This window comes from Phaeocystidibacter marisrubri (genome assembly GCF_008933165.1).
GTDB lineage: Bacteria > Bacteroidota > Bacteroidia > Flavobacteriales > Schleiferiaceae > Phaeocystidibacter > Phaeocystidibacter marisrubri.
The window spans coordinates 98,440-124,300 of record NZ_WBVQ01000001.1 but is presented as its reverse complement, the minus strand read 5'-3'; the positions used below and the strand labels follow the sequence as shown (position 1 = coordinate 124,300).

The window sequence follows — 25,861 nt, the reverse complement described above, 5'->3', positions numbered from 1 at the left end:
GTATTACGCATTAAATATTCTTAATCGAGAAGCTTATTGAGCTTCAGCGAAAGTCGTTTGTTCTGAAATCCATTCGTCGTACTCCTCAGGAGTAACTACAGTAATCGGGAAACGCATGTTGTAGTGTGAAGCTCCACAGATCTTATTACACAACAATACGTAGTCGAATTCGTAGGCGTCTTTTCCAGCTTCAGCGCGAATTGCGTTGATGCGATTCACCTTCTCAATGATGCCAGCGTCTTGACGCATTTCAGCAGTGGTCAATGAAGGAGTGAATTGGAACTGAGTAGACATCCCCGGTACACAGTTCATCTGTGCACGGAAGTGAGGCATGAATGCTGAGTGAATGATATCCTTAGAGCGGAACTTGAAAAGAACAGGACGTCCTTTAGGAAGTACCAACCCATCGCGAACGACAATATCATCGAAACCTTTATCATCTGACTTATCAATCCCCAAAGAGTTAGCCCCTTCGATGAAACGAACGTTGGCATACCCCAATTGGTTATCTTCTCCAGAGTAACGTGCGGTCCATTTGAACTGCTCTGCAAATACTTCAACAACAATTGGTTCTTGTTCTGAATTATCTGGTGTCATCACATTCGACCAAGTGTAAAGACCAAAAGTGATCAATACTGCCAAGGCAACAGCTGGAATAATGGTCCAGATGAATTCGAGTGTGTTATTGTGCTCATAATAAGTAGCTGTGCGACCTTTTACACCTCTGTACTTATAAGCGAAGTAGAACAAAATAGGTTGAACGAGAACAAATACGAGTATGATGGTTCCCATGGACAAGTCCCACAAGAAATCGTAATCTGCGCCGTGTTCAGAACCTGGAGTACCCAAGGTTAAGTCACCCCAAGCCCAAATCATCGCTACAAACGAGGCCATGAATAGAATACCAAAAGCCAAGAATAGGCGACCTTGAGTATTGTTGTCTTTGTGGCTAACATCATTATTGCGATTCTCTTCCAACGCTGAAGAGGTCTCGTAAACTTTGACCACCTGCGTGAGGGCGATGATCGCTAAAACAATGACTAAAGCCGTGATAATCCCTACCATCTTATCCTTCGATTAAGCGATTAGAGTGAAAAGTGTTTGCTCTCCTCCACCATTGGATGGTTCTTCTGAAGGAGTGGTGCTTTCGCAAGGTTGCGGAATACAACCAAAATAAATAGACCTGCGTAAAGAAGGAAACCTCCAATTTCAGCCCAACCAAATCCGTAGAATTCACCTACAGAACCTGGCATAATCATAATGAAGTGATCCATCCAGTGACCAATCAATACGATAGTAGCCGTTACGAGTACCAATCCCATTACACGCTTAGAGTCACGAGACATCACAAGCAATACAGGAGCTACGAAGTTCAGTGCAACCATGATCAAGAACATGGTGTTGTACTGACCAAAACGTTGCATGTAGTATGTTACTTCTTCCGGAATATCAGCATACCAAATAAGCATGAACTGAGAGAACCAGAGGTAAGTCCAGAATACAGAGAACGCAAACATGAACTTCGCCATGTCGTGTTGATGGTTCTCATTGATCCAAGGCAAGTAGTTGTTATAGCGCAAGAACACAATCAAGATGTTCAATGCAGCCAGAGCTGTAACGAACATACCCGCAAACGTGTACCATCCAAAGAGTGTAGAGAACCAGTGCGTGTCAATAGACATGATCCAATCCCATGCGCTAGTAGATGAAGTAACTGCGAAGAATACGGTGAAGACTGCAGCAAGCTTGAAGATCTTCTTGTAGCGAGCAGTGCCGCCCTCCAAGTCTTCAGCAAGAGAATGCTTACGAACCAATACTATAATTCCGAACCAAACCAATGTGTAAACGACAGCACGGATGATAAAGAAAGTATCGTTCAAGTATCCAGCCTTACCAGCAATAATAGGATCGAAGTTAGGTGTCCCTTTCTCCATGATTCCATCTTGCATCCAGTGCCAGATGTGGTGAACATCAGCAACTCCTGCAAAGATGATAATCAACATACCGATCAATGGAATAATCACGAAGAGACCGACAGCCTCAAATACGCGGTTAAGTCCAACGGTCCAACCCGCCTTAGCAACGTACTGGATCATCAAGAAGAAAACAGTACCCAAGCCAATGGCAAGGAAGAAGAAAGTGTTCACGAATAATGCTGACCATGGACGGTTGGCTTGTTGGTGTGCAGCATGTTCTGCATGTGCAGCGTGTTCTTCAGCCGAACCGTGATCTTCGCCATGAGTGTCGTGGTGACCAGCTTCAGCGTGAGCTTCCGTGGCGTGATCGCCGTGACCCTCTGTCGCCACTGTGTGGTGATCATCGGCGTGATCTGCGTGTGCAGCATCTGCATGCATTTCTGTAGCATGACCATCATCGTGATGATCTCCACCCGGCACGGAAATAAATCCAATCGCTAGGGATACAGCTCCCAAAACGATAAGGATCAATGCTAGGATTTTTGCCTTCGAAGTAAATTGAAACATAGCTCTACTTTCTGGTCAAATTAAGCTGGTTCTTCTGTTGTTTCAGTTTCTACAACTGCTTCTTCAGTAGCAGGTGCTTCCGCTGAGATATCGTCCATTCCTGATTGCTCCGCACGGAGTTTCCACACGTAACGGATAATCTTCCAACGCTCTTCAAACGTAAGCTGAGAAGCGTGGCTACCCATGATACCCTTACCGTACATTATCACGTGGTACGCAGATGCTGGAGTGATATCAGGAAGACGTGTGTTTCCATAACCTGGAACACCAAGAATTTTTTCATTTTCAACGAGGATACCTACACCGTCACCCTTCGTACCGTGACAGTGCGAACAGAATACGTTGTACAATTCCTTACCCTCAGCCGGATCCATTGCTGCGAAATTCGCAGGAGTCAATGACGCATCGGTTTTAGATAGTGCATACCCCTCTGGAGTGTTGGGCACTTGATAAGGATGATATCCACGTGGGATAGTTCCTTCTACCGGAGTTTGCGCTTCCATGCCGTTATCAAACATCTCTGTTGCCTGGTAAGTCTCCAAAGATGGAGATACATACATGTCGTCCATGTAAGTGTAACCCGGAGTTGTCTTGTCGTAGTTACATGAAGTCGCTACAACAGCAAAAGCAGAAACCGCAAGGGTTGTCCGGATGACATTGGTCATCTTCATAGCAATGGATTTACGCGTTTTCAGTTACTTCATTAATCTCAATCGCGCCAGAGCTTTTGAGGAACTCAATGAGCTCATCGCGATCGCCTTTAACAGGAACCTCCATGAGGAACTTGTCGTCAGTTGTTCTTGGATCCGGGTTCTGAGCATCAGCACCTGGATAAAGCTTGTTCACTGCAAAGTATGTCCATACCATAGCGTGAGCTGCAAAGAACACGGTAAGTTCGAACATGATTGGCACGAAAGCCGGCATGTTCTGGATCCAAGTCATACTTGGCTTACCACCGATATTTTGTGGCCAGTCCGCATTCATCATACCCCATGTCATTACAATGGCTACGATGAGTCCGGTTAGACCGTATAGGAAAGCGGCAATCGCGATGCGAGTTGGCTTCAAACCCATTGCGTGATCCAAACCGTGAATAGGGAATGGAGAGTAAACTTCGTTTACGTGATAGCCCTTCGCACGAGTGTCCTTGACAGCCTTCAAGATCACGTCATCGTCATCGTACAGAGCGCGGATGATTTGTTTTGATTCAGTGGTCGCCATGTTGCTCGTGGAGTTTTTTATAGTTTTCACCAGATGACTTCAAGATAGTCTTCAATTCCGCTTGAGCAATTACCGGGAAGGTTCTTGCATAAAGGAGGAACAAGACAAAGAAGAAACCAATTGTTCCCAAGAAAATACCCACATCAACGAAGGTAGGTGAGAACATTGACCATGAAGACGGAAGGTAATCACGGTGTAGTGAGGTAACAATAATTACGAATCGTTCGAACCACATACCAATGTTCACCACAATCGAAATGAAGAAGGTAAACATAATGCTAGTGCGGAGTTTCTTAGACCACATAAACTGTGGAGAGAACACGTTACAAAACATCATACTCCAGTATGCCCATTTGTAAGGACCTGTTGCACGATTCAAGAATGCGTATTGTTCGTATTCAACACCTGAGTACCATGCGATGAAGAGCTCAGTGATATAAGCCACACCTACAATAGAACCCGTCACCATGATGATGATGTTCATCATCTCAATGTGTTGAATCGTAATATAGTCTTCCAATTTGAAGAGCTTTCTCATGATGATGAGAAGCGTTTGTACCATGGCGAATCCTGAGAAGATCGCACCCGCAACGAAGTACGGAGGGAAGATGGTGGTGTGCCATCCTGGAATCACAGAAGTTGCGAAGTCCATGGATACGATGGTGTGTACCGAAAGTACAAGAGGAGTAGCCAAACCAGCCAAAACGAGAGATACCTCTTCGAATCGCTGCCAGTGCTTGGCCTTACCACCCCAACCAAAGCTAAGGATCTTGTACACGTGTTTCGTCACAGGACGAACGGCACGGTCGCGGATCGCAGCAAAGTCAGGAATCAAACCCACATACCAGAACACTGTAGATACAGAGAAGTACGTCGAAATCGCGAACACGTCCCACAACAACGGAGAGTTGAAGTTAGGCCAAAGTGAACCGAGTTGGTTTGGAATTGGGAAAACAAAGTACGCCAACCAAATACGACCCATGTGAATTCCTGGGAAGAGTGCCGCCTGGATTACAGAGAAGATGGTCATCGCCTCTGCAGAACGGTTGATTGACATACGCCACTTCTGTTTGAAGAGGAGAAGAACGGCTGAGATCAATGTACCGGCGTGACCGATACCTACCCACCAAACGAAGTTGGTGATATCCCATGCCCATCCTACGGTCTTATTCAGACCCCAAACACCGATACCGGTGCCGATGGTGTAAAGAATACATCCCACACCATACAAGAACATGGCAAGTGAGATTGAGAATACAATCCACCAAGAACGGGGAGGAGCCGTTTCAATGGGGCGAGCCACGTCCACTGTAATATCGTGGTACGATTTGTCTCCTATAATAAGGGGCTCACGTATAGGCGCTTCGTAATGCATCAGCGATCTCCTTTAGTCAGATTGAATTAGGCGTTTCTTACTTTAGTTTGGTAGAACACAGATGGCTGTGTACCTACCTCTTCCAACAAGTGGTATGCACGTGGGTCTTGCTTAACCTTGGCAATGGCACTCTCTGGATTATTTACGTCACCGAAGACGATTGCACCGGTTCCACAAGCCTGAGCACAAGCTGTAGTAAAGGCACCATCTTCAATTGGCTTTCCTGCTTTCTTCGCTTCCAATTTGTTGTACTGGATGCGTTGGATACACATAGAACACTTCTCCATCACACCGCGTGCACGAACAACCACATCTGGGTTGAGTACCATCTTACCGTACTCATCCAATGCAGGATTCACATCTCCAAAGCGACTTTCGTTGCCTTGATAGTTGAACCAGTTAAAGCGACGCACTTTGTATGGACAGTTGTTCGCACAGTAACGTGTTCCGATACAACGGTTGTAAGCCATGTGGTTCAAGCCCTCTTTCGAGTGAGCCGTTGCACCTACTGGACAAACCGTTTCACAAGGAGCGTGATTACAATGCTGACACATTACTGGTTGGAATACAACTTGTGGATTCTCGTTCGCTGCTTCCAGCTTGTTAAATCCACCAAGTGATCCGTTCTCTCCGAACAAGCCACTCATCTCTTCTACTTTCTCTTCGTCACCCGAGAAGGTGTCTTCTGAAGAGTAGTAGCGGTCGATGCGCAACCAGTGCATATCACGGTGCTTGCGAACTTCATCTTTACCAACAACTGGTACGTTGTTTTCAAGGTGACACGCAACCACACAGGCACCACAACCCAAACACTTGTTCAAGTCCATGGACATGTTCCACATGTTGCCCGTTTCGTGATCGTGATCTTCCCAAAGGTTCACCTTATCTGCTCTCATCTTACCTTGGTAAGTGTCGAACAATGGAAGTTCGTTCCACTCTGAAGGGTCTGAACCTAGGAAAGTATCTAGAGTCGTTTCGTTTACAATTCTACGACCCATCATGGTGTGTGCAAGCTGAATACATGCAAAACCATGCTCGTGATCGTCTGACTTAGCTGTAATCTTAGCGTCGGTTACGTAATGGTCATTGCCCATCAATACGTAAGCGTTCACACCAACATCGCTACCAGCTTTACCGATATCTGTTCTACCGTAGCCAACTGCCAAACCAATGGTTCCTTGAGCTTGACCTGGTTGAACAAAAACAGGAACCTTCTCAAGGGTCTTGTCCCCCACTTGAATAGTGATGGTCTTACCGTTGTAAGCACCCGTGCTATCCGTAGAAGTTTCCAAATCCCACGCACCTTCCGCAGCATCTGCTTGTGAGATGGTTGCGTAGTTGTCCCAAGAAACTCGGCTGATTGGATCAGGAAGTTCTTGCAACCACGGGTTATTTGCTTGGTTACCGTTGCCCAAACCATTCTTCTGGTAGAAGAACAATTCGATTTCTCCGGCACCTTTTGCCTCTTTATTTGCAGATGATGCAGCGGCGTTCATATCGATCGCTTCTGCATTCATAGCAGGTTCTACCATAGAAGACACTTCTACCATACCATCATGAAGGATGGTATTCCAGCTCAAGGTAGGATGAGACACTTGCATGTTCATCATGAAGAAGTTCTTCAAGTAGCTGTAGTAGTCAGCGTCCTTACCTGCAAGAGCCAATAGAATATCTTGACCGTGCTTTGAATCGAAAAGAGGACGGATTGTTGGCTGAACCATACCGTACACCTTCGAAGTTGGCATTACATCTCCCCAGCTCTCCAAGTAGTGGTTCACAGGAAGTGCATAACCAAAGTTTCTAGCGGTTTCGTCCATTCGATCTGTCAATGCTGCAGTGGTAGCAACTTTTGAAGATGCATCGGCAAAACCATTCAAGCTGTAAGAAGGATTCACTCCCCAAGTGAGAAGGGCACCAACTTTACCAGCTTTCATATCGGACATCAATGTAGCAACTGCTTTATCGTCACCGCTTCTCAAGTAAACCGGAGTAGCCGTGTCAACTGTTGTACCCATGTTGCCCAACATATTGTTGATTCCAGCAGCAAGAGCTTCTTGAGCGTAGTTGTTGTTACCAGCAAGTACAAGTGACTTACCGCGGTTCTTCAACAACTCTTCTCCTACTCGTTGAATGGAAGTCTTCAATTCAGCAGGAAGTTCAGCCGCAGCCAAAGTAGCATTACCCGTACCACCTGCCACTACATTGTAGAGGTGAAGAAGGGCCGCACCTTGCTGAGACGACTTGAGTTTGAGACGCTTGTCAGCGTTCGCCCCCGTTAGGCTCAACTGCGTTTCAATCTGAATATGGCGAATCATACCTTCACCCGGTGTACGAGCTTCCGCATATTCGCTGGCCATATCCTGACCTGTATAGTTGAATAGGAAGTCAGCACCTACACCTACAACCAATTTAGCATTTGCCAATTTGTAGGTAGGAATAGCGCGCATTCCAGTCAAATCATTCCAAAGATCAAGCTTCGCTGAGAACGATACCGGATCGTAAGTAACGTGCTTGAAGTTGGTGTAAGCCGCTCCCAAATCAGCAATCACTTTTGAAGTAGATGGGCTGATGATAGAAGAAGTCATCAAGACTACTTGCTTACCTGAGTTATTTGCCGCTTCAAGTTCAGAACGCAATGAAGCAAGGACATCCGTCCAATTTACTTCCTCTCCACCCTTCATTGGGTGACGCAAGCGAGCTGAATCGTACAAAGACAAAACAGAAGCTTGAACACGAGCATTGGTTCCGCCATTGAACATGGCCATATCGTTCGGTTCAACTTTGATCGGACGACCTTCACGAGTCTTCACAAGAATGCTCGCAAAATCGTGACCGTCGTAGAACGTCGAAGCGTAGTAGTTAGGAACACCCGGAGTGAGTGAATCCGGCTTAACCACGTAAGGGATAGAATTCACTACTGGAGACTCACATGCAGCAAGTGTTGCTGCAGCGGTAGAGAAGCCAAGGTACTTGAGGAAGTCGCGACGCGTAGTGCTTGAGTTGCCCAACGCATTTTCGTTACCCAAAAAGTCCTCAACCGGAATCTCTTCTGCGAACTCATTCTGAGCGAGCTGTTGCGCCACAGGCGTTTCCGCCAGCTCGTCATTGCTCTTCCAATATTTCTTTGTCGTAGCCATTATGATGATCCGGGGTTATTTTAATAGTGACACTTACCGCACTCCAGACCACCGATTTTTTCAACCGTGATCGTTTCGCCGTGATACTTCTCAACTAGTGCGTCGTGCTGATGCTCATAGAATCCGTTCGTGTTGATCTTCACCTCTGTTTCGCGGTGACAGTTCACACACCAACCCATCGTCAATGAGCTATATTGATACACTTCTTCCATGGTCTCAACCGGACCGTGACAAGTTTGACATTCAACTTGACCCGCCGTTACGTGCTGAGCATGGTTAAAGTATGCCAAGTCTGGCAAGTTGTGGATACGAACCCACTTAATAGGCTTCTGCTCGTAATCCTCGATGTAAGCACCTTTATCAGGGTCCCAACCAATTGCCGCGTAAATCTTAGCAATTTCTGGTGAGCGCTCTCCACCGTACTTCAAGTTACCGCGCTCGTCTGTGATTTCAGAACCGTTCACGTACATGTGACAGTTCATACAAACGTTAGCAGATGGAATACCAGAAGTCTTTGAGTGGCGAGCACTGCTGTGACAGTAATTACAATCAATTCCATTGTCGCCCGCATGCAACTTGTGAGAGAATGCAATAGGCTGAACCGGTTGATAATCCTGCTCCACACCAATACCCATAAGGTACCAGTAGGTCTCATTCAAGAAACCCACTCCGATCACGATGGTGAACAAGGTTACGAAACCTGTGTTCTTCATCAAGAAGCGCATGTAAGCAGCCGCTTCTGTAGTCAAGGCAACAGGATCATCACCCTTAACAACGCGAAGTGTGTTACGAACTTTAACCAACAAGATGATGAGAAGCAAGAAGAATCCTCCTAGCACCAACATCCACACTGGCGACGGACCTTCGTCTGCCACAGGTTGGCCAGGGCCTGGAGTTTCCGTAGTCGTAGCAACCGCTACCGGTGGATTCTCAACATAAGTGAGGATGTTGACGATCTCCTCGTCGGATAGATAGGCGAACGAGTTCATCGCTGCTCCGCCATATTCCTCGTAAATGGCAATGGCATCTGCATCGCCAGAGGCTCTCAGAGCTGCATTATCGCGGATCCACAGCTTTAGCCAATCTAACGAGCGACGCTCGGTTACACCGGATAATGCAGGACCCACAAGCTTGCTGTCTAGCTTGTGACAGGATGCACAATTCGTTTTGAACAATTTCTCGCCCGCTGCGGCATCTCCTTCGAGTGCTTGGGCATTCGCAACGAATCCCATAGCGAAAACGCTAATGATCAAAGGGATAAGGCGAATGTGAAATCGGTATAAATTTTTCATAAGGGACCTCAAATGATACGATTCCGTACTTCGAGGGGCAAATTTAACACATAGAAGCCCTCGGAAATGCGGTTACCGCCTACAAAGTCTAATTTATAACCGTTCTAAATAAATGTTAAAGCCGCATATCTTCAACATCTATTCGTTCCGTATCTTTGTGGAAATTTACATTCAATGAAAGCCATTCGCCTCACAATCTGCATACTGTCCCTTTTACTCCCCACTTTGACAAGTGCGCAAAACACAACTAGCGTAAAAATGAATGCAGATCCGGCATTTCACCGAACTTTTTCCAATTACTTGAACGCCAATAAGAACAGAAAAATCGAAGGTTATCGGGTTCAAGTGTACAATGGAAACCGAAATGAGTCGAACCAATGGAGATCAAGATTTATTTCAAAATTTCCAGACCTAGAGAGCATGGTGATTTTTGAAACGCCCGACTACAAACTTCAAGTTGGCAACTACAAAACCATTTATGACGCAGAGGCCGCACTACTTATCATTCGAGAAGAATTCCCAGGTGCTTTTATAGTGGAGACATCCATTCAACCTCCAACCTTGTCCCGACCTATTAAAGAGGAGGCCACACTAGAAGTGGAACCTCAGTTAGAAGTCCAAGAAGAACCTGAATCTACAGGAAAAATAGAATAGCAAAAACCCCGAGGATCAGCTCGGGGTTTTTCATTTTCAAGGGCACGCCTATGAACGAATAGCGTGCTCTATTTCAGCCTTTATTTGATGTTTGGGAAGAACGCCCGACTTCCGCCAAACGGACTTTCCATTCACGTAGAGTACCATGGTAGGAACTCCTCTTACATCGAGCTTTTGAGCGAGCTCAGGATTTCGGTCTACATCAATCTTAATGACTTTCACCTGATCTCCCCACTCACCGGCCAGCTCTTGAAGTATAGGACCGAGCATTTTACACGGCTGACACCACGTTGCGTGAAAATCAACCAGCACATTACCCGTTCCAATTATTTCTCCAAATGTGCTCATTTCGATTCTTGTTTTGTCGCGAATTCCACGACCCAAGCACCTCTGAAATCTCCCACCTCATAACCTACCGCCTCATCATCTGGATATTCATCCAATATAAGAGCGTGTAAATCCGCTGTGAGACTCTCTCCTGGCATACCGTGACAATTGGTGCACAACGGCATTACCATAATGGGCTGATAGTAACGAATGGCTTCGCTGTCGGTTTTTACAACCGGAGTCAGATCTTCCCCACTCTCGCTTTTCTCCTCAAAGATGGAAAGCACATCTCGATCCAACTCATCCGGTTCATTATTCGGATTTCTATGTCGGAAAGAGGTCCTTCGGATCTTTACATCATGTGCAGCTTCCAGGCTATCCACAATGGGAGATGCGTTCACGTGACAGAAACTCACTGCCCCCTCAAAGCCGCTTTTCTCGATTTGAGCCACCAGTGTAGAAGCCAGTGCAGACTGACTTTTACCGGCGATCTCGCTTCCCCTTTCTATGATTTGCTCAGTGGTTAACTCGGCCGGATCAGTCGAATCATCACAAGCAACAAGAAAGGTGAAGGCTACTAATATGGACAGTCGAAAGCTCTTCATAAAATAGGATTACATCTCTGCAACGAAAGTATCTATAGCAGCGTCAATTGCCGTCAAACACCTGTCGAAAACAGGTTTAAAGTCTTCCGGATGCCCCACAAACAATTCACATGCAATCCACACGTTGTCGTTCTGGGTATACGCCTTAGCAACTTTAGCTTGCCTATTCACCTCATCAACCGCAAAAGCCACTTGAACGGCTTCGCTTTGAGATTCAATTGGCCAGATGTTGAAAAGAACGACACGGAAAAACTCGTTGTCATCTTCATTCACTTCAACGAAATAGTTTCGGTCGTTGTAGGTGAATTGAACGTCTCCATCGGAATCTATCCAGCCTTCAATTCCTTGATCTTCTAAGTATCCCAAGTACATTTCTTGAAGTCGCGATTCGCTCCAGTTCTGAGCATTCGCATCATAACTCGAAATGCCTAAGACAACGGCAATTAGCGTGGATAACAGTCGTAATGATTTCATAGTAGGTAGTGGTTAATTGAAAAGTAGTTTCACATTAAAGCTACTACTTTCCTCTTACTCAGCCGTATTCTGACTGGAAGATTTATCCTTTCGATAGAAGGAATCAAAAAGAAAAACCCCCATCAAACTACCATACAATGTACTGTTGGTTGGATCTGAAGTTATGGCACACGACCCCGACTCACAGCCGATCTGGCTATAGTACAGATATCCTCCAATTGCTCCAACTCCAATACCGACAACCCAGAGGAGCCAGCGTCTTTGAAATAACGCGTTCATTGTTATTGTACTGTTGGATGTCCCTTAGCCTTCCAAGAGGTTATGCCACCACTCAAGTCAACTACATTCTGAAAGCCGAGCTCTTCCATCACACGAGATGCATTGCCACTTCTCCCTCCAGAGCGACAGTAAACATAAACGGTTTCACTCTTGTCTAATTCACTAATGCGATCCTTAAAATCAGAATCGTAGAAGTTGATCAAATTGGCTCCCTCAATGTGGCCCTCTGCAAATTCTGCTGGAGTGCGCACATCGAGTAAGTAACCCGGCGTTTCTTCCATTCGCTTCTCAAACTCTTCTGCGCCTACAGAAACAATCGACGGTTGCTGAGCGACCTCTTCAGTGGTTTCATTGGAAGGAGAAGTTGAACTTGACGATGTCGTTTGTCCGCAAGCAGTCAATCCCACTACTAGTGCAGACATCATCCAAATAGACTTATTCATATGAGTATTTTATTAATAAACCCAAGAAGACAGAAAGCTGCCTAGCTCGGGTTTGAAAGTTACGGTTCTTAACCTAGTTTTCTTTGCAAGTTGGTCCAGCCGCCACCGTTGTGTGCGCGTTCAAAACCATTTTGCTTTAGGATGCCCAGCGCTTGAGCACTTCGCATTCCACTTCTACAGCATACAATCACCGGTTTCTTTTTATCCAGTTTATGCAAGCTGCGTTGGAACTGATCCAAAGGAATGTTCTTTGAACCTTTGATGTGACCCGACTTAAATTCAGCCGGTGTTCTCACATCTACAATTACTCCGCCTTCCGACAACCATTGTCCGTAGTCTGGAGTAGAGTTTTTAAACAATTTCCCGAATAATCCCATGCTTACATTTTGTGGATTGCAACCTGTGACCAGCCGCCACCGTTGTAAATATTGTCAACACCATTCGCCTTCAAAAACTCTACAGCTTGACCAGAACGACCGCCTGACAAACAGCAAACCACCAAAGGTTTACTCATGCTTTTGAATTCATCTAGACGATGAGGAACTTCATTCAATGGAATGTTAATAGATCCAGTAACATTTCCTCCTGCAAATTCACCCGGAGTTCTAACGTCTACAATCGTTGCGTTTGGATCGTTGATGATCTCATTCATAGTATTCACGTTTATGTGTGGTTATCAATTTGAGAGTACAAAGATAGAGGCAGCCTTACGTGCGAAAGGTGATATACGTTACAAAGTGCACCTTTTCCAAAGTTCGGCATTTCTTCCACAAAAAAAGGGACACCTATTGGCGTCCCTTCTGTATGTGCTATCCTTGGCAACTTACCAAATCACAGCATGCGCTGAATCTGACAAGTGCATAGGAGTTCCGTTTCCACATCCATAAGCTTCCCAGAATTCTGGCATATTGCTCATTGGACCAATCACGCGAAACTCACCTGGAGAGTGATAATCGTTATTCAAACGGAAGCGCAAAGCTTCTTCGGTGTAATGAACTTGCCAAACTTGAGCCCAGCCCAAGAATACGCGTTGATCATCCGTGAAGCCGCCAATTGGCGCTGGTTCTTCCTTGCCTTCCATGTGCTTCAAGTAAGCGTGATATGCAAGCGTCAAACCACCCAAGTCGGCAATGTTCTCACCTAGGGTTTGTTCGCCATTCACAAACTCACCTGGCAATGCTTCGTAAGAACTGTAGAGATTAACCACAGAAGACGTCAATTCTTCAAAACGAGCGCGATCTTCAGGCGTCCACCAATCCACGAGGTTTCCGTCTTTGTCGTACTTGCTCCCTTGATCGTCAAAGCCATGAGTGAATTCATGACCAATCACTCCGCCAATTGCGCCGTAGTTCAATGCGGCATCTGCTTCTGGCATATAGAACGGTGGCTGAAGAATACCCGCAGGGAATACCACTTCATTGTTACTTGGGTTGTAGTACGCGTTTACAATGTGCGCTCCCATGTGCCACTCAGATTTATCTACGGGCTTACCCAATTTTGCAAGGTTCTCCGCAGTGAGGTATTCGCTCATTCGAATAGAATTCCCTACATAATCATCGGCACGAATATCCAAGTCGCTGTAGTCTTTCCACGTATCTGGATACCCAATCTTATAGGTGAAGGCCTCTAGCTTCTCGATGGCTTTACCTTTAGTTTCGGCACTCATCCAAGTAGAGTTCTCAATGCGAACGCGGAAAGCAGAACGCAGGTCTTCTACCATCGCCTCGATCTTCGCTTTGTGTTCAGCCGGGAAGTATTCATCCACATAAAGATGACCGATTTGCTCGCTCAAACCACTCATTCCTCCCTGAACTCTTCTCCAACGCGGTTGCATTTCAGTAACGCCAGAAAGCACGGTTGAGAAAAAGTCAAAGTTCGCCTGAACGGCCTCGTGATGCAATTGATTCGCAAAACCGTCAATCACTTTCCAAATGGAGTAGTGACTCAATGTGCTTGGGTTCCAGTTGGCGATATCTTCACCCACAAACTCAATGTAGTCTGGAGAAGTAACAATGAGCTCTTCTGTAGAAATGCCTTGAGCGGCTAAGTAATTGGCAAATGACAGATTCGGCGTCATTTCATCCAATTCTGCTACGGTCATTTTGTTATAGGTGTTCGCTGGATCACGACGTGCTACACGGTCCATCATGTGTTCAGCCAACCTTTTCTCGAATGCATACACCTCAGCTGCAATGTCTTCTGAATTGTCCATTCCGTACATCTTGAGCATTCGCGCAATGTGCGCTACGTATTTCTCTTGGATGTATTGAGAGGTTGAATCTTCGCGAACGTAATAGGCTTGATCTGGCAATCCTAGACCTGATTGATAAACGTGCAAAGCGTTCATACTTGCATTTTTATCATCTGGCCCAACATATACACCAAAAGGCATAGACACACCTTTTGATTCATTGCGAACAGCAGCATCCAACCATTCCTGAACGGATTGGACACCTGCAAAATCATTTACCAATGCTTCAATAGGCGTGAATGCAGCTTTCTCGATTCGAAGTGAATCCATACCTGAACGGTACAAGTCACCCACGAGCTGAGCGTCTGAACCCTTTGCCGCTGTCTCTGTAGAACTGAGAAGTCCATCAAACAATTCGCGAACGCGAATTTGATTGTTCTTAGAAAGTGCGCTGAACTTACCCCAAGAAGATTCCGCTTCTGGAATAGGATTCTTATCTAACCAGCCTTGGGCTGAAAAGTGAAAGAAATCGTCACATGGAGCATAGCTGCTATCCAACGACGAAAGCTCAAACCCCACATTAGGGTCCACCTCAACCACTTCGGGTTTTTGGTTACAAGCTACAGCTGAAGCACAAAGGCCAGCTAGTACAAGTTTATTCATTTTCATATTCTAGTTGTTAATCAAAGATTTAACCAAGCAGCTTTCAACGCCAACTGCTCTGGGGTAGCACTATCCGACTTCTCAAGGATGTGTCGTTCTGACTCCGTAGCGAAGGTAGTGATGCTGGTGAGTTCAATTTCATCTTCATCGCCATTTGCATCCGTGCGGATAACTTCAATCACTACTTCACTGCCAACACAGGCGGTTTCATGCCATTCATCTAGCACGTTTTGAAGCTCTCCGCCCTTGATTTTTTCACCATTCCATCGAATGAGTTGGTCGCCCTTCTTCAATCCAAACCCTCGTGTGAATTCACTCTCAGAATCTATGTCGGTGATGTAGTAATACTTGCCTCTACTGCTCAAGTATGTCGCGCCCCATGATGGCATTTCCACCACGTACTTCAACTTCTCTTCATCATAGGCATAGCCCATCTCAGGGAAGAGCTCTTCAAAAGGAAGTGGAGCCGTACCTGAGATGTATTCATACAAGAATTCCTCTGTTCCTTCTGGTGCATTAGCGGTGAGGATATCGAAGAACTGGTCATCTACAAAGAAGGTATCAGGACCATACATGTCCTTCAGTTTAATCATCAGATCAACCAATCCCTCTTCGCCATCGGTCTGTTTGCGAATCTGCATGTCCAACGCCATTCCAATCAATGCACCTTTCTGGTAAACATCCAAGTACTGATCTGCGAAAAGATCGAGTGCGTGCTTACTTCGAACAGTCATTGGAATGTGTTCATTGAAATTATCGGCACCGTGCATCTTTTCTACCATTTCCGACATAAAATGCTCTTCGGTGATCACACCCCCACGCACTTGACTAATCAAGCTGTTGTATTCGGTCAACCCTTCGTAGAACCAAAGGTGCTTACTCATTTGTGGGTTGATGAAGTCATAATCGTGAATCTGCTCACTGTGGATGTTAAGCGGTGTTACAATATGAAAGAATTCATGAGCCACAATACCGCGCAAGAATTGCATCTTGGGATTGGGACCGGTTTGGAACATCGCATACGTTCTGTCGTCTACATCTGGCATGGTTACCGTGGTGCTCGTGAAGTGCTCCAAGGCACCTACTCCACCAGCACTAAAGGTTTCCTCGCGAGTGAGTCCCCACACCAAGACCACATAGCGATCTGTGGGGAGAGAACCACCTAAGTAGTTCGAAGCGGCATCAAATACAGGCTTCAATCCCTCAAGAAGCACATCGGCATCTAGCGTCCCTTCTGGAGAATACACTCCAATGGTCACTTCGGCACCCGCCACCATCGTTCCAGCAACATTGTCAGCGGCATAGAGGATGGGCCTATCGTGTAGTTCAAAGTAGTCTCGTGCAAAGAAGACATCGCGCTTTGGTGAAACGGACTCAATGTCTAATGCGGTTGTAGCCACCAGACTTTCATCGTGAACCACTTCATAATGGTATTGAACCGCGTCAAAGCCCTCCATAAAGCCAACAAAGCCGAAGTTGTTCATCAGCACCCCGTCTTCTGCAATAGCCGTTCCTCCCGGAAGGAAGATGTCTGCTTTTCGGTCGCCATCGGTTTCAACCGCTTCATACGTGATCTTGTAGAGCGCCTTTCCGTTTGATATAGACCAGCGGTTTTCGTCGAGGCGCTTGGTTTTAAGCTCATTCCCTCTGCTGTCAAAGGCTTTCAAACCTCGAACAAACTGACCAAAATCGGAAATATCATACGTACCAGGGACGATTTTCGGCATCGCGTAGATCACCTCATCGGTGTTCATAATGGGTGGAACCACAGTCACATCTATCTTCGAATCCAATCGGCCTATAATATTGACCTCCACTTGGTATCTATCTGCTCTCTGTACTGGGGCAAAGTCTTGCGCCATCGTAGCGAAGGAGCTGCTCACTCCAATTGCTACCAACCCAATCTTCAATAGGATCTTATTCATTTTCATTGTATTCATTTATTGCTGAGTTGAAGTCTTTCTCGTTGTAAGGGCGCCCCTTCACCATCCATTCTGGAGCCGGTGCACCTTTTAAATAATGGTCAAAGAATTGAGCCATTCGAACACTCAAATCCTTTCTGTTGTGACGCTGCATGAGGTTGTGTTCTTCCCCATTGTATACCAGCATCCAAACAGGTTTCTGTAATCTTCGCAATGCCATGAAGTATTCAATTCCTTGGTACCAAGGTACTGCACCATCGTTATCATTGTGCATAATGAGAAGAGGAGTTTCTACTTGATGCGCGTAGAACACCGGAGAATTCTCCAAGTAGAGATCGGTGCGCTCCCATAGGGTTCCCCCAATTCTACTCTGTGTTCTTTCATACTGGAACTCTCTACTCATACCCGATCCCCAGCGAATTCCGCCATAAGCCGAGGTCATGTTACTCACAGGAGCACCTGCCATGGCACATTTAAACATATCGGTTCTGGTGACGAGATGAGCCACTTGATACCCCCCCCAACTCTGACCTTGAATGGCCATGTTGGAAGCATCTGCCCACGGGTACTGTGCAATCATCTGAGCGCCTGAAAGGATGCAATCTTCGGCACTCTTTCCCGGTCTTCCCTCTTCGTAAACCACATCTGGAATGAAGATCACGTATTCATTGCTCAGGAAGTATGGGAAATTAATCACACTGGCACTTGGCGCTGGCAAGTAGTGTCGGTGCAATAAATCAGAATAAGTCTCATAGAAATACACCAGCACAGGATACTTCTTGGTAGGGTCAAAATCTTGTGGCTTGTACAACAGCCCCTGCAACTCTATCCCTGTTGGCGTGGTCCATTCAACCAACTCAGAAGTTCCCCATCGCACGTCCGACTGTTGAGGATTGGTCTCCGTTACCACCTCCGCATCCGCCAAATCATCCCCACGAACCACATAGAGTTCTGGGTAATCTACAAAGGTCTGTTTGCGGTAGACATACACCTCAGCGGAATCGGCCTTCATCAAGTCAGACAGCATGAAGTCACCCCCTACTAAGGTCTCCATTTTGCGATTCTCCAAAGAGAATTCCACGTAGGCATTCGACTTGTCTGATTCATTAAAAGATTCTAAAATCCAATCTCCACGAGTTGAAAGAAATCGCTGATCTCTATCCAATTGAATGTAGCGATAACGCGTATTGGCGTTTCTACCTTTTCCTCCTGTCATATTCGTTGCGCTGCCACCGGGGATCACACTCCAAATATCGTAGGCATCATAAATATAGAAGTTCTCATCTCCTTCGCTCCATCCGGCATATCCGTAACTGCCAGGCTCATTCGGGGTATCGTGTTCTTCATCGTACACTGGAGTAGAAATATTGGCCGATAGAATGAGATCCTGACCGTCTTCCACTCTATACCCCTTCCATTGCAAAGAAGCTCCATCCCACCAATAGACATATTTACCCGCTGGTGATAGGGAAGGCCAACTGCGAACTCCAGTAACTATTCGCTTCTTTTCTCCTGTGTTCAAATCGACGATGTAAAAATCCATAGGCGTTGGATAATTCCAGCTCATGGAAGCTCGTTCCGAATGTGGCACCATGTAACCAACGGTGTAATCCAATTCGCTTTCAAGATCTACACGGACGTGTTCCACTGTTTCATCTTCCAACTGAACCCACTTCTTCTCAGCAAGGATGAATCTACCTTCGTACGATCGGTGTTTGTCGTCTCTTGAATTGATCTTCTGCATAGGTTGAATATCCTCATCGGTCCATGACCAGATATCCAGACTAACCTTTTCACTCTCTAGAACTGTTGTGTCCTCTTCTGGAATGAATGGAACAGGTCGAGTTGCCATATAGAGACTTCTGCCATCTTCCGAAAAATTCAATGAGTTGAACTCCGACAACATCCAACCTTCTGGAAGTTGATCGGATTCTGCCTCTAATACCACCGAAGCCCAAGCTGAACCTTCCGACAATTTTAAGTCGTAGTAATGAATATCTGCATTCTCAGAATCATGGGTTACCAAGTAGGCTACGTGGACTCCCAGTTCATCCATCGACAACTTCTTCACGCCTTCAAAAGCGGTATCAATGGCCGTATAAGGTTGGTCGTTAAACCAACGGAGCACTGTGGCTGGCTGTGTGGAATCTCCAGCAGATTGTATAATAACAGCATTCGCCACTTTACTAGCCCACTTCAATTCTGAAGCGCGTTCAATGGTATCACGCACATTGGTTTCGAGGTTCCAAATTACCAATCGCTTGGCATCTTCATCGGTATATCCACTTCCTACTTTCTCTTCTCCATCCCAGAAATAATCTGTGGTAGTGGTTGTGCTATCGGCATCTTCCTCTTCCTCCACCTCTTTTTCGTCTTCCAAGAAGATGGAGATGTAGGCTCCCTGATTTTGATGAACATCAAAAGAAGAAACATTGAAGATTGTGTCCGTTTTACCCGAGCGAACATTTACTCGAACCAAATGATCTTCTGGCATTTCATCCTTGGGAGTGTCTTTTAGTTTAAGCCGACGAACTTCTGCATATGCCGGGGAAACCGTAAAGAAGAGCCATTTGCCATCTGCCGTAAAACTCGGACCCGAAGCGCGTTCATAGCGCGTACTTCGACCGTTTCGGGTTTTAATAAGATCAACATGACTATCCCCTTCTTGCGGACTGGTTTGAACGGCCATGTATTTGCCATCATTCGCAAGGGTATAGGTTGATATTCGATTCCATCCGTCGTAATCCGAATGATCTAAAGCCCTCAACTGCGCCCAAGAGTAAAAAGATGAAATAGCGAATAGTGTAAAGAGGAGTTTTCGCATGCTATAAATTTAAGGTCACAATTTCGTCATTCATATCGAAGTGCGGTAATCGGATTTAATCGGGAAGCCTTCCAAGCTTGAAAAACCACCGCTATTAGGGCAATACCACCTGCAACAATAGACACAACTAGGAAGCTAAACCAATCTAGTTCCACATGGTATGCAAACTTCGACAACCAATTTTGTAGGATGAGATAGGTAAGTGGCGCTGTAATCAAAACCCCGATAAAGGCCATCCGAACAAAATCGAGCGTAACCACTTTAAACAGCTCTCTATTAGACGCACCGATAATCTTTCGAATACTCAACTCCTTGGTTTTCTGCTCGGCTGTAAAGGCAGATAGAGCAAATAACCCGAGCAAGGCAATGGACACGGCAACAATGCTAAAAATGGCCATCAAGTCGCGCAGGGTGTTCTGTGAACGATAAGCCGATTGCAGCGCTTCACTCAAATAGTAGGCATCAAGAGGTTGTCCGGGATGATACTTATCCCAAGCCATCAACAAATCGAGATGGGCTTCTTCCTCCATTCCTGGAACCACACGTATACAGAAATATCGAGTAAAGAATACTTCGGAAGGCCCGGTTTTGACATCCAAAGCAAAGGGTTGGATTTGTTCTGAAAGAGAGACAAAGTGAAAGTCTTTCATTACACCCACAATCCGTTCATTGAAACCCGGTGTACTGAACTCTCTGCCCAAGGCCTCTTCTGGCGATCCCCACCCCATTTGACGAACCAGAGTTTCATTGACCACCACTCCCGTTGTGTCATCTCCAGGCTCTGTTAGGTTTCTCCCTGCCACAATTTGGAGTCCAATGGTCTCCACGAAATGCTCATCCACCACCAACGAGGCAAAGTACATATAGTCGTTGGCTTCCAACCGGGCGTGATGGTACTCGTGCATGTTGTGCTTCAAGCCCATCACGTCGTTCATCCTCGACATATTTACGATGGCATCCGAAGCAATCAATTCCTTTCGCATGGCCCGGTAAGTCATAGCGGCGTCCCACTTCACAGGAACGACCAACAAGTGCTCTTCATCGAACCCCATATCCTGACTCTGGAGATAGTCGAATTGACGATTCACCACTACCGTTCCTATAATTAACCCCAGGGCCACACAGAATTGAATCATGACCAAACCCTTTCGAACCGCCACTCCCAATCCCGCTTTTGATCGCTTTCTGAAAATGACGGATGGAGGAAGCTGACTCAACATCCACGCGGGATACAAGCCGGCTGCAATCCCCACTACTACGGCTAAGATGAAAATCGTCAACGTGTTCTCCCACTGGAATAAGGCCGTAGACATCAACATCTTCCCTGTCAGTAAATTAAAGAGGGGTAACATCAACTCTACCAAAACCAGGGAGGCAAATATGGAAATCACACTAGTTAATACCGATTCTCCCAAAAAGCGAAAGACGAGCTCTTTTCTACTGGCTCCTAATATTTTGCTCACTCCAACTTCCCTCCCACTTCGAGTGGCTCTAGAGGTTGCCAGGTTGGTGTAATTGATGCATGCGAGGATAAGAATGAACACTCCAATCAAACTGAAAAGGCGGACATTATCTACATTCCCATTCGCTACAATTTCATACTGCAGATGGGAATTGAGATGGATATCCTCCAAGGGCATCAAATTGGCGGTCATTCGAGTTCGCATGATGTCGGGATAGTGCGCATCTACAAACTCAGGCAAGAGCGATTCTAAGTCTTCCGGCTGAACTCCTTCCCTTAATAAGATATATGTCCAGCAGGGATTCCACACCCAATTTCTATTGGTCAAATCGACATTAAACATCCGATTGAGAACGCGCATAGAAATGAGTGCATCGATTGGAATATGCGTAGAGCTGGGTACATTCGCAATCACCCCTCGCACTTCCAATTGGATATTGCTTTCGGCCATGATCTCTCTTCCTACCACATCAGTAGTTCCGAAGTATTTGAGAGCCAATCTCTCTGTTAGCACCACCCCATTGGTGTCATACAAAGCGGTTGGGTTCCCCTTTAGAAATTCAAAAGTGAATACGTCAAATACTTCGGGATCGGTAAAATAAACATGTGCTTCATTGTATCGAACACTATCGTTTCCCAGTGTGATGAAAGGAGACTGCATGTTGAAGAAGCGAACACCATGTTCAACCAACTCGGGATAATCCTGCTCTAAGGTTTTGGCTGCTGGAAAGCACATGGAAGCGGAACGCTCACCCGGACCCTCCGCGCTGAGCTCAGTCCACATTCTATAAATCCGGTTGCTCTTCTCGTGGTGCACATCGTAACTCAACTCATCTTTGATGTACAATCCGATGAGAAGGAAGGAAGCCATGCCTATCACAAGGACAAAGATGTTCAATACCGTATAGGCCCTATCGCGCGTCAGATTTCGCCAAGCCATTTTTAGATAATGAACCCACATATCACTCGTACTTTAAAGACTTCACAGGATTGGTACGTGCGGCTTTAAGAGAGTGAAGGCTAACAACCACATAAGAGAAAATCACGGCAATTAAACCGATCACCACAAAGACGAACCACTGCACAGGAGTGACATAAGCGAAATTGCTTACCCAAGATTGGAACACAGCGTAGCTGATCGGTATACTGATCAATACAGCAAGGGCAACCATGGCCGCCACATCTCGAAACAAGAGATTGACAATCTGACGAACGGAAGCTCCCAACACTTTTCGAATTCCAATTTCCTTGTAGCGCTGTTGTATGGTGTAAGATGCCAAACCGAGTAGTCCTAAGGTCGAAATCAGAATAGTGACTAAGGTGAGCATGGAAATGAGGGTAGATTGGCGTTGATCTTCCCGATAAAGCATGTCCAAGTCTTCATCCAAAAAACTAAACTCGAATGGTCTGGAGATGGAATGTTGATTCCAAACTTTTTCGATAGAAGCAATAGCGGATTTCATATTCTCAGAATCCACTCGAAGGTGAAGAGTCCCCCTTTGCTCTTCGTCCAAAAACATCACTAGGGGATTGACTGGCGAGTGCAAACTGGAAGTATTAAAATCGTTCACTACGCCGATAATTCTCGCCGTGTAATACGCTCTGCCATTCTCTTGCAAACCCCACTCTAATTGCTCCCCTATGGGATCATCCCAGCCAAAGTATTCCACCAAGGATTCATTCACCACCACTTGGAATACGGAATCCTCATCCATTACGGCCGTGTAAGACGAACCTTGAAGAAACTCCAACTCCATGGTATGGAAGTAGCCTTCTCCTACGTGCATGATATCCATGGCCTCTCGTGTGGCCTGAACTTTTTGTGGATTGAGGGCATGCATTAACACTCTACCTATGATATCTCCCGGAACGTTTCTAGCCGAGGAAACGGAAAGCACATGAGGTTGTTCGCGCAGTTCTTCAATCATTTCTGGCACCACTTCTCGGAGGGCGGTATCTTGAACGGGAACCAAAACGATATCCTCTGAATTAAACCCCAAGTATCGATCGCTCATGTAACTCATTTGTCGTGTCATGAATACAGCCAGCACGACCACACTGATGCTAAATGTAAATTGGAGTCCTACTAAAAATCTTCGCATCTGAACACTGGATTTCCCCGCTTTAAATGCCGACTTCAACGATTCCGCTACTTCAATTCGGCTGAGATAGAGCGCGGGATAAATCCCCGACAGTATTCCCACCACCAAAGCGGTGATGACGCCCCACCAGAGAAACTTGGGTTGATCGATTACATTGATGGAAATATTCTTCTGCATCAATACGATCAAGACCTCACTTTGCAGAAGAAGTTCAACTAAGATGACGGCGAGAAATAGACCTACAAACGTGAGCGTGACGGATTCAATGAGGAGTTGCCAAATCAAATCTCGACGAGTACTACCAAGCACCTTTCGAACACCGATTTCCTTGGCGCGTTTTGAAGCTCTAGCGGTGGCCAAGTTCATGTAGTTAATCATGGCAAGAGCTAGAATGAGCAGTCCTACCCCTCCAAAAACAAAGAGGTAGCTCAACTTTCCCTTGGGCAAGTCGAACTCTGCTTTAGAACCGTAATGAACCTCTTCCAAAGGCTCTACTATAATGTCATAATCGCTGTTGATCACCGAAGCTACGTCCACCATATACTTTTGGTGAACCTCACGAAACGCCCTGTTAATTTCCGAAGGACCTACCCCTTCCTTCAATCTAATATAAGTGAAGGTTGAAGCAGCCCAGAGAGTCCTGACTAGATCTTCCTGCGAAAGTTGTTCGGTAAACGCCGGGAGTAGTGCTTTGAATTGGATATGCTCGTTCTGTGGAAGATCTTCAATCACCCCTGTTACCACAAATCGATTGCTATTGGTGCGAAGGACCTCTCCAACGGGATTTACATCTCCAAAAATGGAAGTGGCTAGCGACTGAGTGAGCACAAGTGAGTTCTCCCCCCTCAGTGCGTCGGATGCATCTCCATAAATAAAGGTGGAAGGAAAAAAATCAAAGTACGTAGAGTCTGCATAGAATACGGCATCCTCGTAAAAAGCATCTTGCCCGTGTTTGAGAAGCACGTTCTTCCCAGCGTTCCCTACACGAACGTAAGCTTCAATAGCATCGGATTCGCCTTGCATAAGTGGAGCCAATCCCAGCCCCGTAGGTGCATAGTGATGATTCTCGGTCTCAAAATAGAAGTAACTGGTAAGTCTGTAGATTCGATCACTTTCGGGATGACGCGTATCGTAGGTGAGTTCGTTTCTAAGAAAGAGGACAACCAACAATGTAACGGCCAACCCCACTGCAAGTCCGAGGACATTCAACAGGGTATACGATCGGTGCTGCATGACCGAGCGAATAAAAAACCGCCATGAGGTATTAAACATGCATCAGTTTATTTTCTGAAACGACCTCCCCATCTAGAAGCCTGACAATTCGCTTGGAATAACTAGCATCATGAGAGGAGTGGGTAACCATCACGATTGTTGTTCCTCGTTCGTTCAACTCGCTAAGCAACTCCATCACTTCGTTACCATGGACAGTATCCAAGTTACCCGTTGGCTCATCAGCCAAAATCACTTTAGGATCTGCAATAACAGCACGTGCAACGGCAACTCGCTGTTGTTGTCCACCAGAAAGTTCACCTGGGAAGTGTTGCGCTCTGTGCATCATTCCCATACGCTCGAGAATTTCAGCTACCCGCTTCTTCCTTTCAACCTTGGGACGCTTTAAATACACCAGAGGTAGTTCCACATTTTCGGCAACCGTGAGTTCGTCAATCAAGTTGAAACTTTGAAAAACAAAACCAATGTTCATCTTCCGGAGGGCTACGCGTTCCGATTCTTTTAGATCAAACACCAATTTGTCATCAAAGGAATAATGACCATTTGTTGGGGTGTCGAGCATGCCCAAAATATTCAGTAAGGTAGATTTACCACAACCGGAGGGTCCCATAATAGAGACAAACTCACCTCGTTCAATGGTGAGTGAAACTTTGTGTAAAGCCACTGTTTCTACGGCTTTAGAACGGTAAATCTTGGAGAGGTTCGAAATCTCAATCATAGGCTAAGAGCTGTTCTTCGAAAATAACAATTTGACAACGGCAACTGCCAAAGCCCTGTTCCTAGTTTGTTTCGTCTGGAAAGGTGATCGTTTTCAACGAGATCCCTGTTAATCACCTCTCCAAACGATAAACAAAAAAACTCCGGCACTGTGGAGTGAAGAGCGTCTGTAATTTTCATTGCCTGTGGGTTTTCGAAGCACGTTTAACACTCAATACCCTTTGACTACTTTGAAGGTGGACGCAACCACAAGTACCGAAGTTCTCTATATCGTGACCTATTCCAAAACTACCCGTTGAAACCAACGTCAAAACCCTAATGTTCTGCTACTTGAACTGACTGTTATACTTGGCTTGAAGAACGCTGACTTGTCAGTCTCAAGGGTTGTTTGGAAACTAAGTTTGCTCATTAGTGATCACGACTCCTAAACTCATTTCGCTCGAGTCGTAATAACGATTAG

The 25,861-nt window shown here is 45.9% G+C and carries 21 protein-coding genes; 1 reads left to right on the top strand and 20 read right to left on the bottom strand.

Annotation, left to right across the window (positions count from 1 at the left end; translation table 11 throughout):
• Window positions 1–33 precede the first annotated feature (33 nt).
• From F8C82_RS00540 to F8C82_RS00510, 7 genes are read right to left on the bottom strand one after another with little or no spacing between them, the layout of a single operon-like run.
• On the bottom strand, window positions 34–1,065 hold the full coding sequence (locus F8C82_RS00540) for a cytochrome c oxidase subunit II (RefSeq protein ID WP_151691489.1): 1,032 nt from the start codon (window positions 1,063–1,065) through the stop codon (window positions 34–36).
• A 20-nt stretch (window positions 1,066–1,085) separates the two neighbouring features.
• Window positions 1,086–2,483 (bottom strand): quinol:cytochrome C oxidoreductase, encoded by a 1,398-nt coding sequence (locus tag F8C82_RS00535; RefSeq protein ID WP_151691488.1) that lies wholly within the window; start codon window positions 2,481–2,483, stop codon window positions 1,086–1,088.
• A gap of 20 nt (window positions 2,484–2,503) precedes the next feature.
• On the bottom strand, window positions 2,504–3,154 hold the full coding sequence (locus F8C82_RS00530) for a c-type cytochrome (RefSeq protein ID WP_223279403.1): 651 nt from the start codon (window positions 3,152–3,154) through the stop codon (window positions 2,504–2,506).
• Window positions 3,155–3,164: 10 nt separating this feature from the next.
• Window positions 3,165–3,704, bottom strand: a complete 540-nt coding sequence (locus F8C82_RS00525; RefSeq protein WP_151691487.1) for a DUF3341 domain-containing protein — start codon at window positions 3,702–3,704, stop codon at window positions 3,165–3,167.
• Window positions 3,691–5,079, bottom strand: a complete 1,389-nt coding sequence (nrfD, locus tag F8C82_RS00520; RefSeq protein ID WP_151691486.1) for an NrfD/PsrC family molybdoenzyme membrane anchor subunit — start codon at window positions 5,077–5,079, stop codon at window positions 3,691–3,693. The genes F8C82_RS00525 and nrfD overlap by 14 nt, the downstream gene beginning before the upstream one ends.
• 26 nt (window positions 5,080–5,105) lie before the next feature.
• Window positions 5,106–8,216, bottom strand: coding sequence for a TAT-variant-translocated molybdopterin oxidoreductase (locus F8C82_RS00515; protein WP_151691485.1), 3,111 nt, complete (start codon window positions 8,214–8,216; stop codon window positions 5,106–5,108).
• A 20-nt stretch (window positions 8,217–8,236) separates the two neighbouring features.
• A complete protein-coding gene (locus F8C82_RS00510) occupies window positions 8,237–9,508 on the bottom strand; it encodes a c-type cytochrome (RefSeq protein WP_151691484.1) in 1,272 nt (423 codons plus the stop codon).
• Window positions 9,509–9,682: 174 nt separating this feature from the next.
• Between F8C82_RS00510 and F8C82_RS00505 the strand changes: the two genes are divergently transcribed.
• Window positions 9,683–10,162: an SPOR domain-containing protein gene (locus F8C82_RS00505; RefSeq protein ID WP_151691483.1), complete on the top strand. Its 480-nt coding sequence runs from the start codon at window positions 9,683–9,685 to the stop codon at window positions 10,160–10,162.
• 48 nt (window positions 10,163–10,210) lie between these two features.
• On the opposite strand, the gene trxA is transcribed toward F8C82_RS00505, so the two are convergent.
• The 13 genes from trxA to F8C82_RS00440 form a co-directional block, all read right to left on the bottom strand.
• Window positions 10,211–10,510 carry a thioredoxin gene (gene trxA / locus F8C82_RS00500; RefSeq protein ID WP_151691482.1) on the bottom strand — a complete coding sequence of 100 codons (300 nt, stop codon included), beginning with the start codon at window positions 10,508–10,510 and terminating at the stop codon, window positions 10,211–10,213.
• Entirely contained in the window at window positions 10,507–11,094 is a 588-nt protein-coding gene (locus F8C82_RS00495; protein ID WP_151691481.1) for a Tll0287-like domain-containing protein, read from the bottom strand. Before F8C82_RS00495 ends, trxA begins: the two co-directional genes overlap by 4 nt.
• Before the next feature lie 9 nt (window positions 11,095–11,103).
• Complete coding sequence (locus F8C82_RS00490) at window positions 11,104–11,568, bottom strand: hypothetical protein (RefSeq protein WP_151691480.1); 465 nt, start codon at window positions 11,566–11,568, stop codon at window positions 11,104–11,106.
• 54 nt (window positions 11,569–11,622) lie between these two features.
• Window positions 11,623–11,847 carry a DUF6132 family protein gene (locus F8C82_RS00485; RefSeq protein ID WP_151691479.1) on the bottom strand — a complete coding sequence of 75 codons (225 nt, stop codon included), beginning with the start codon at window positions 11,845–11,847 and terminating at the stop codon, window positions 11,623–11,625.
• 2 nt (window positions 11,848–11,849) lie between these two features.
• Window positions 11,850–12,290 carry a rhodanese-like domain-containing protein gene (locus tag F8C82_RS00480; RefSeq protein ID WP_223279401.1) on the bottom strand — a complete coding sequence of 147 codons (441 nt, stop codon included), beginning with the start codon at window positions 12,288–12,290 and terminating at the stop codon, window positions 11,850–11,852.
• A gap of 68 nt (window positions 12,291–12,358) precedes the next feature.
• The gene (locus tag F8C82_RS00475; protein ID WP_151691478.1) at window positions 12,359–12,667 is read right to left on the bottom strand and encodes a rhodanese-like domain-containing protein; all 309 of its coding nucleotides are present in this window, start codon (window positions 12,665–12,667) and stop codon (window positions 12,359–12,361) included.
• Window positions 12,668–12,669: 2 nt separating this feature from the next.
• Window positions 12,670–12,942 (bottom strand): rhodanese-like domain-containing protein, encoded by a 273-nt coding sequence (locus tag F8C82_RS00470; protein ID WP_151691477.1) that lies wholly within the window; start codon window positions 12,940–12,942, stop codon window positions 12,670–12,672.
• Between the two features lie 171 nt (window positions 12,943–13,113).
• Window positions 13,114–15,150, bottom strand: a complete 2,037-nt coding sequence (locus F8C82_RS00465; protein WP_151691476.1) for a M13 family metallopeptidase — start codon at window positions 15,148–15,150, stop codon at window positions 13,114–13,116.
• Between the two features lie 14 nt (window positions 15,151–15,164).
• Complete coding sequence (locus F8C82_RS00460; RefSeq protein ID WP_170266098.1) at window positions 15,165–17,069, bottom strand: M61 family metallopeptidase; 1,905 nt, start codon at window positions 17,067–17,069, stop codon at window positions 15,165–15,167.
• A complete protein-coding gene (locus F8C82_RS00455; RefSeq protein WP_151691474.1) occupies window positions 17,062–19,890 on the bottom strand; it encodes an alpha/beta hydrolase family protein in 2,829 nt (942 codons plus the stop codon). The genes F8C82_RS00460 and F8C82_RS00455 overlap by 8 nt, the downstream gene beginning before the upstream one ends.
• A gap of 26 nt (window positions 19,891–19,916) precedes the next feature.
• Entirely contained in the window at window positions 19,917–22,292 is a 2,376-nt protein-coding gene (locus F8C82_RS00450; protein ID WP_170266097.1) for an ABC transporter permease, read from the bottom strand.
• A 22-nt stretch (window positions 22,293–22,314) separates the two neighbouring features.
• Window positions 22,315–24,687, bottom strand: coding sequence for an ABC transporter permease (locus F8C82_RS00445; protein ID WP_170266096.1), 2,373 nt, complete (start codon window positions 24,685–24,687; stop codon window positions 22,315–22,317).
• A 31-nt stretch (window positions 24,688–24,718) separates the two neighbouring features.
• Window positions 24,719–25,402, bottom strand: coding sequence for an ABC transporter ATP-binding protein (locus tag F8C82_RS00440; RefSeq protein ID WP_151691471.1), 684 nt, complete (start codon window positions 25,400–25,402; stop codon window positions 24,719–24,721).
• Between the last annotated feature and the right edge of the window lie 459 nt (window positions 25,403–25,861).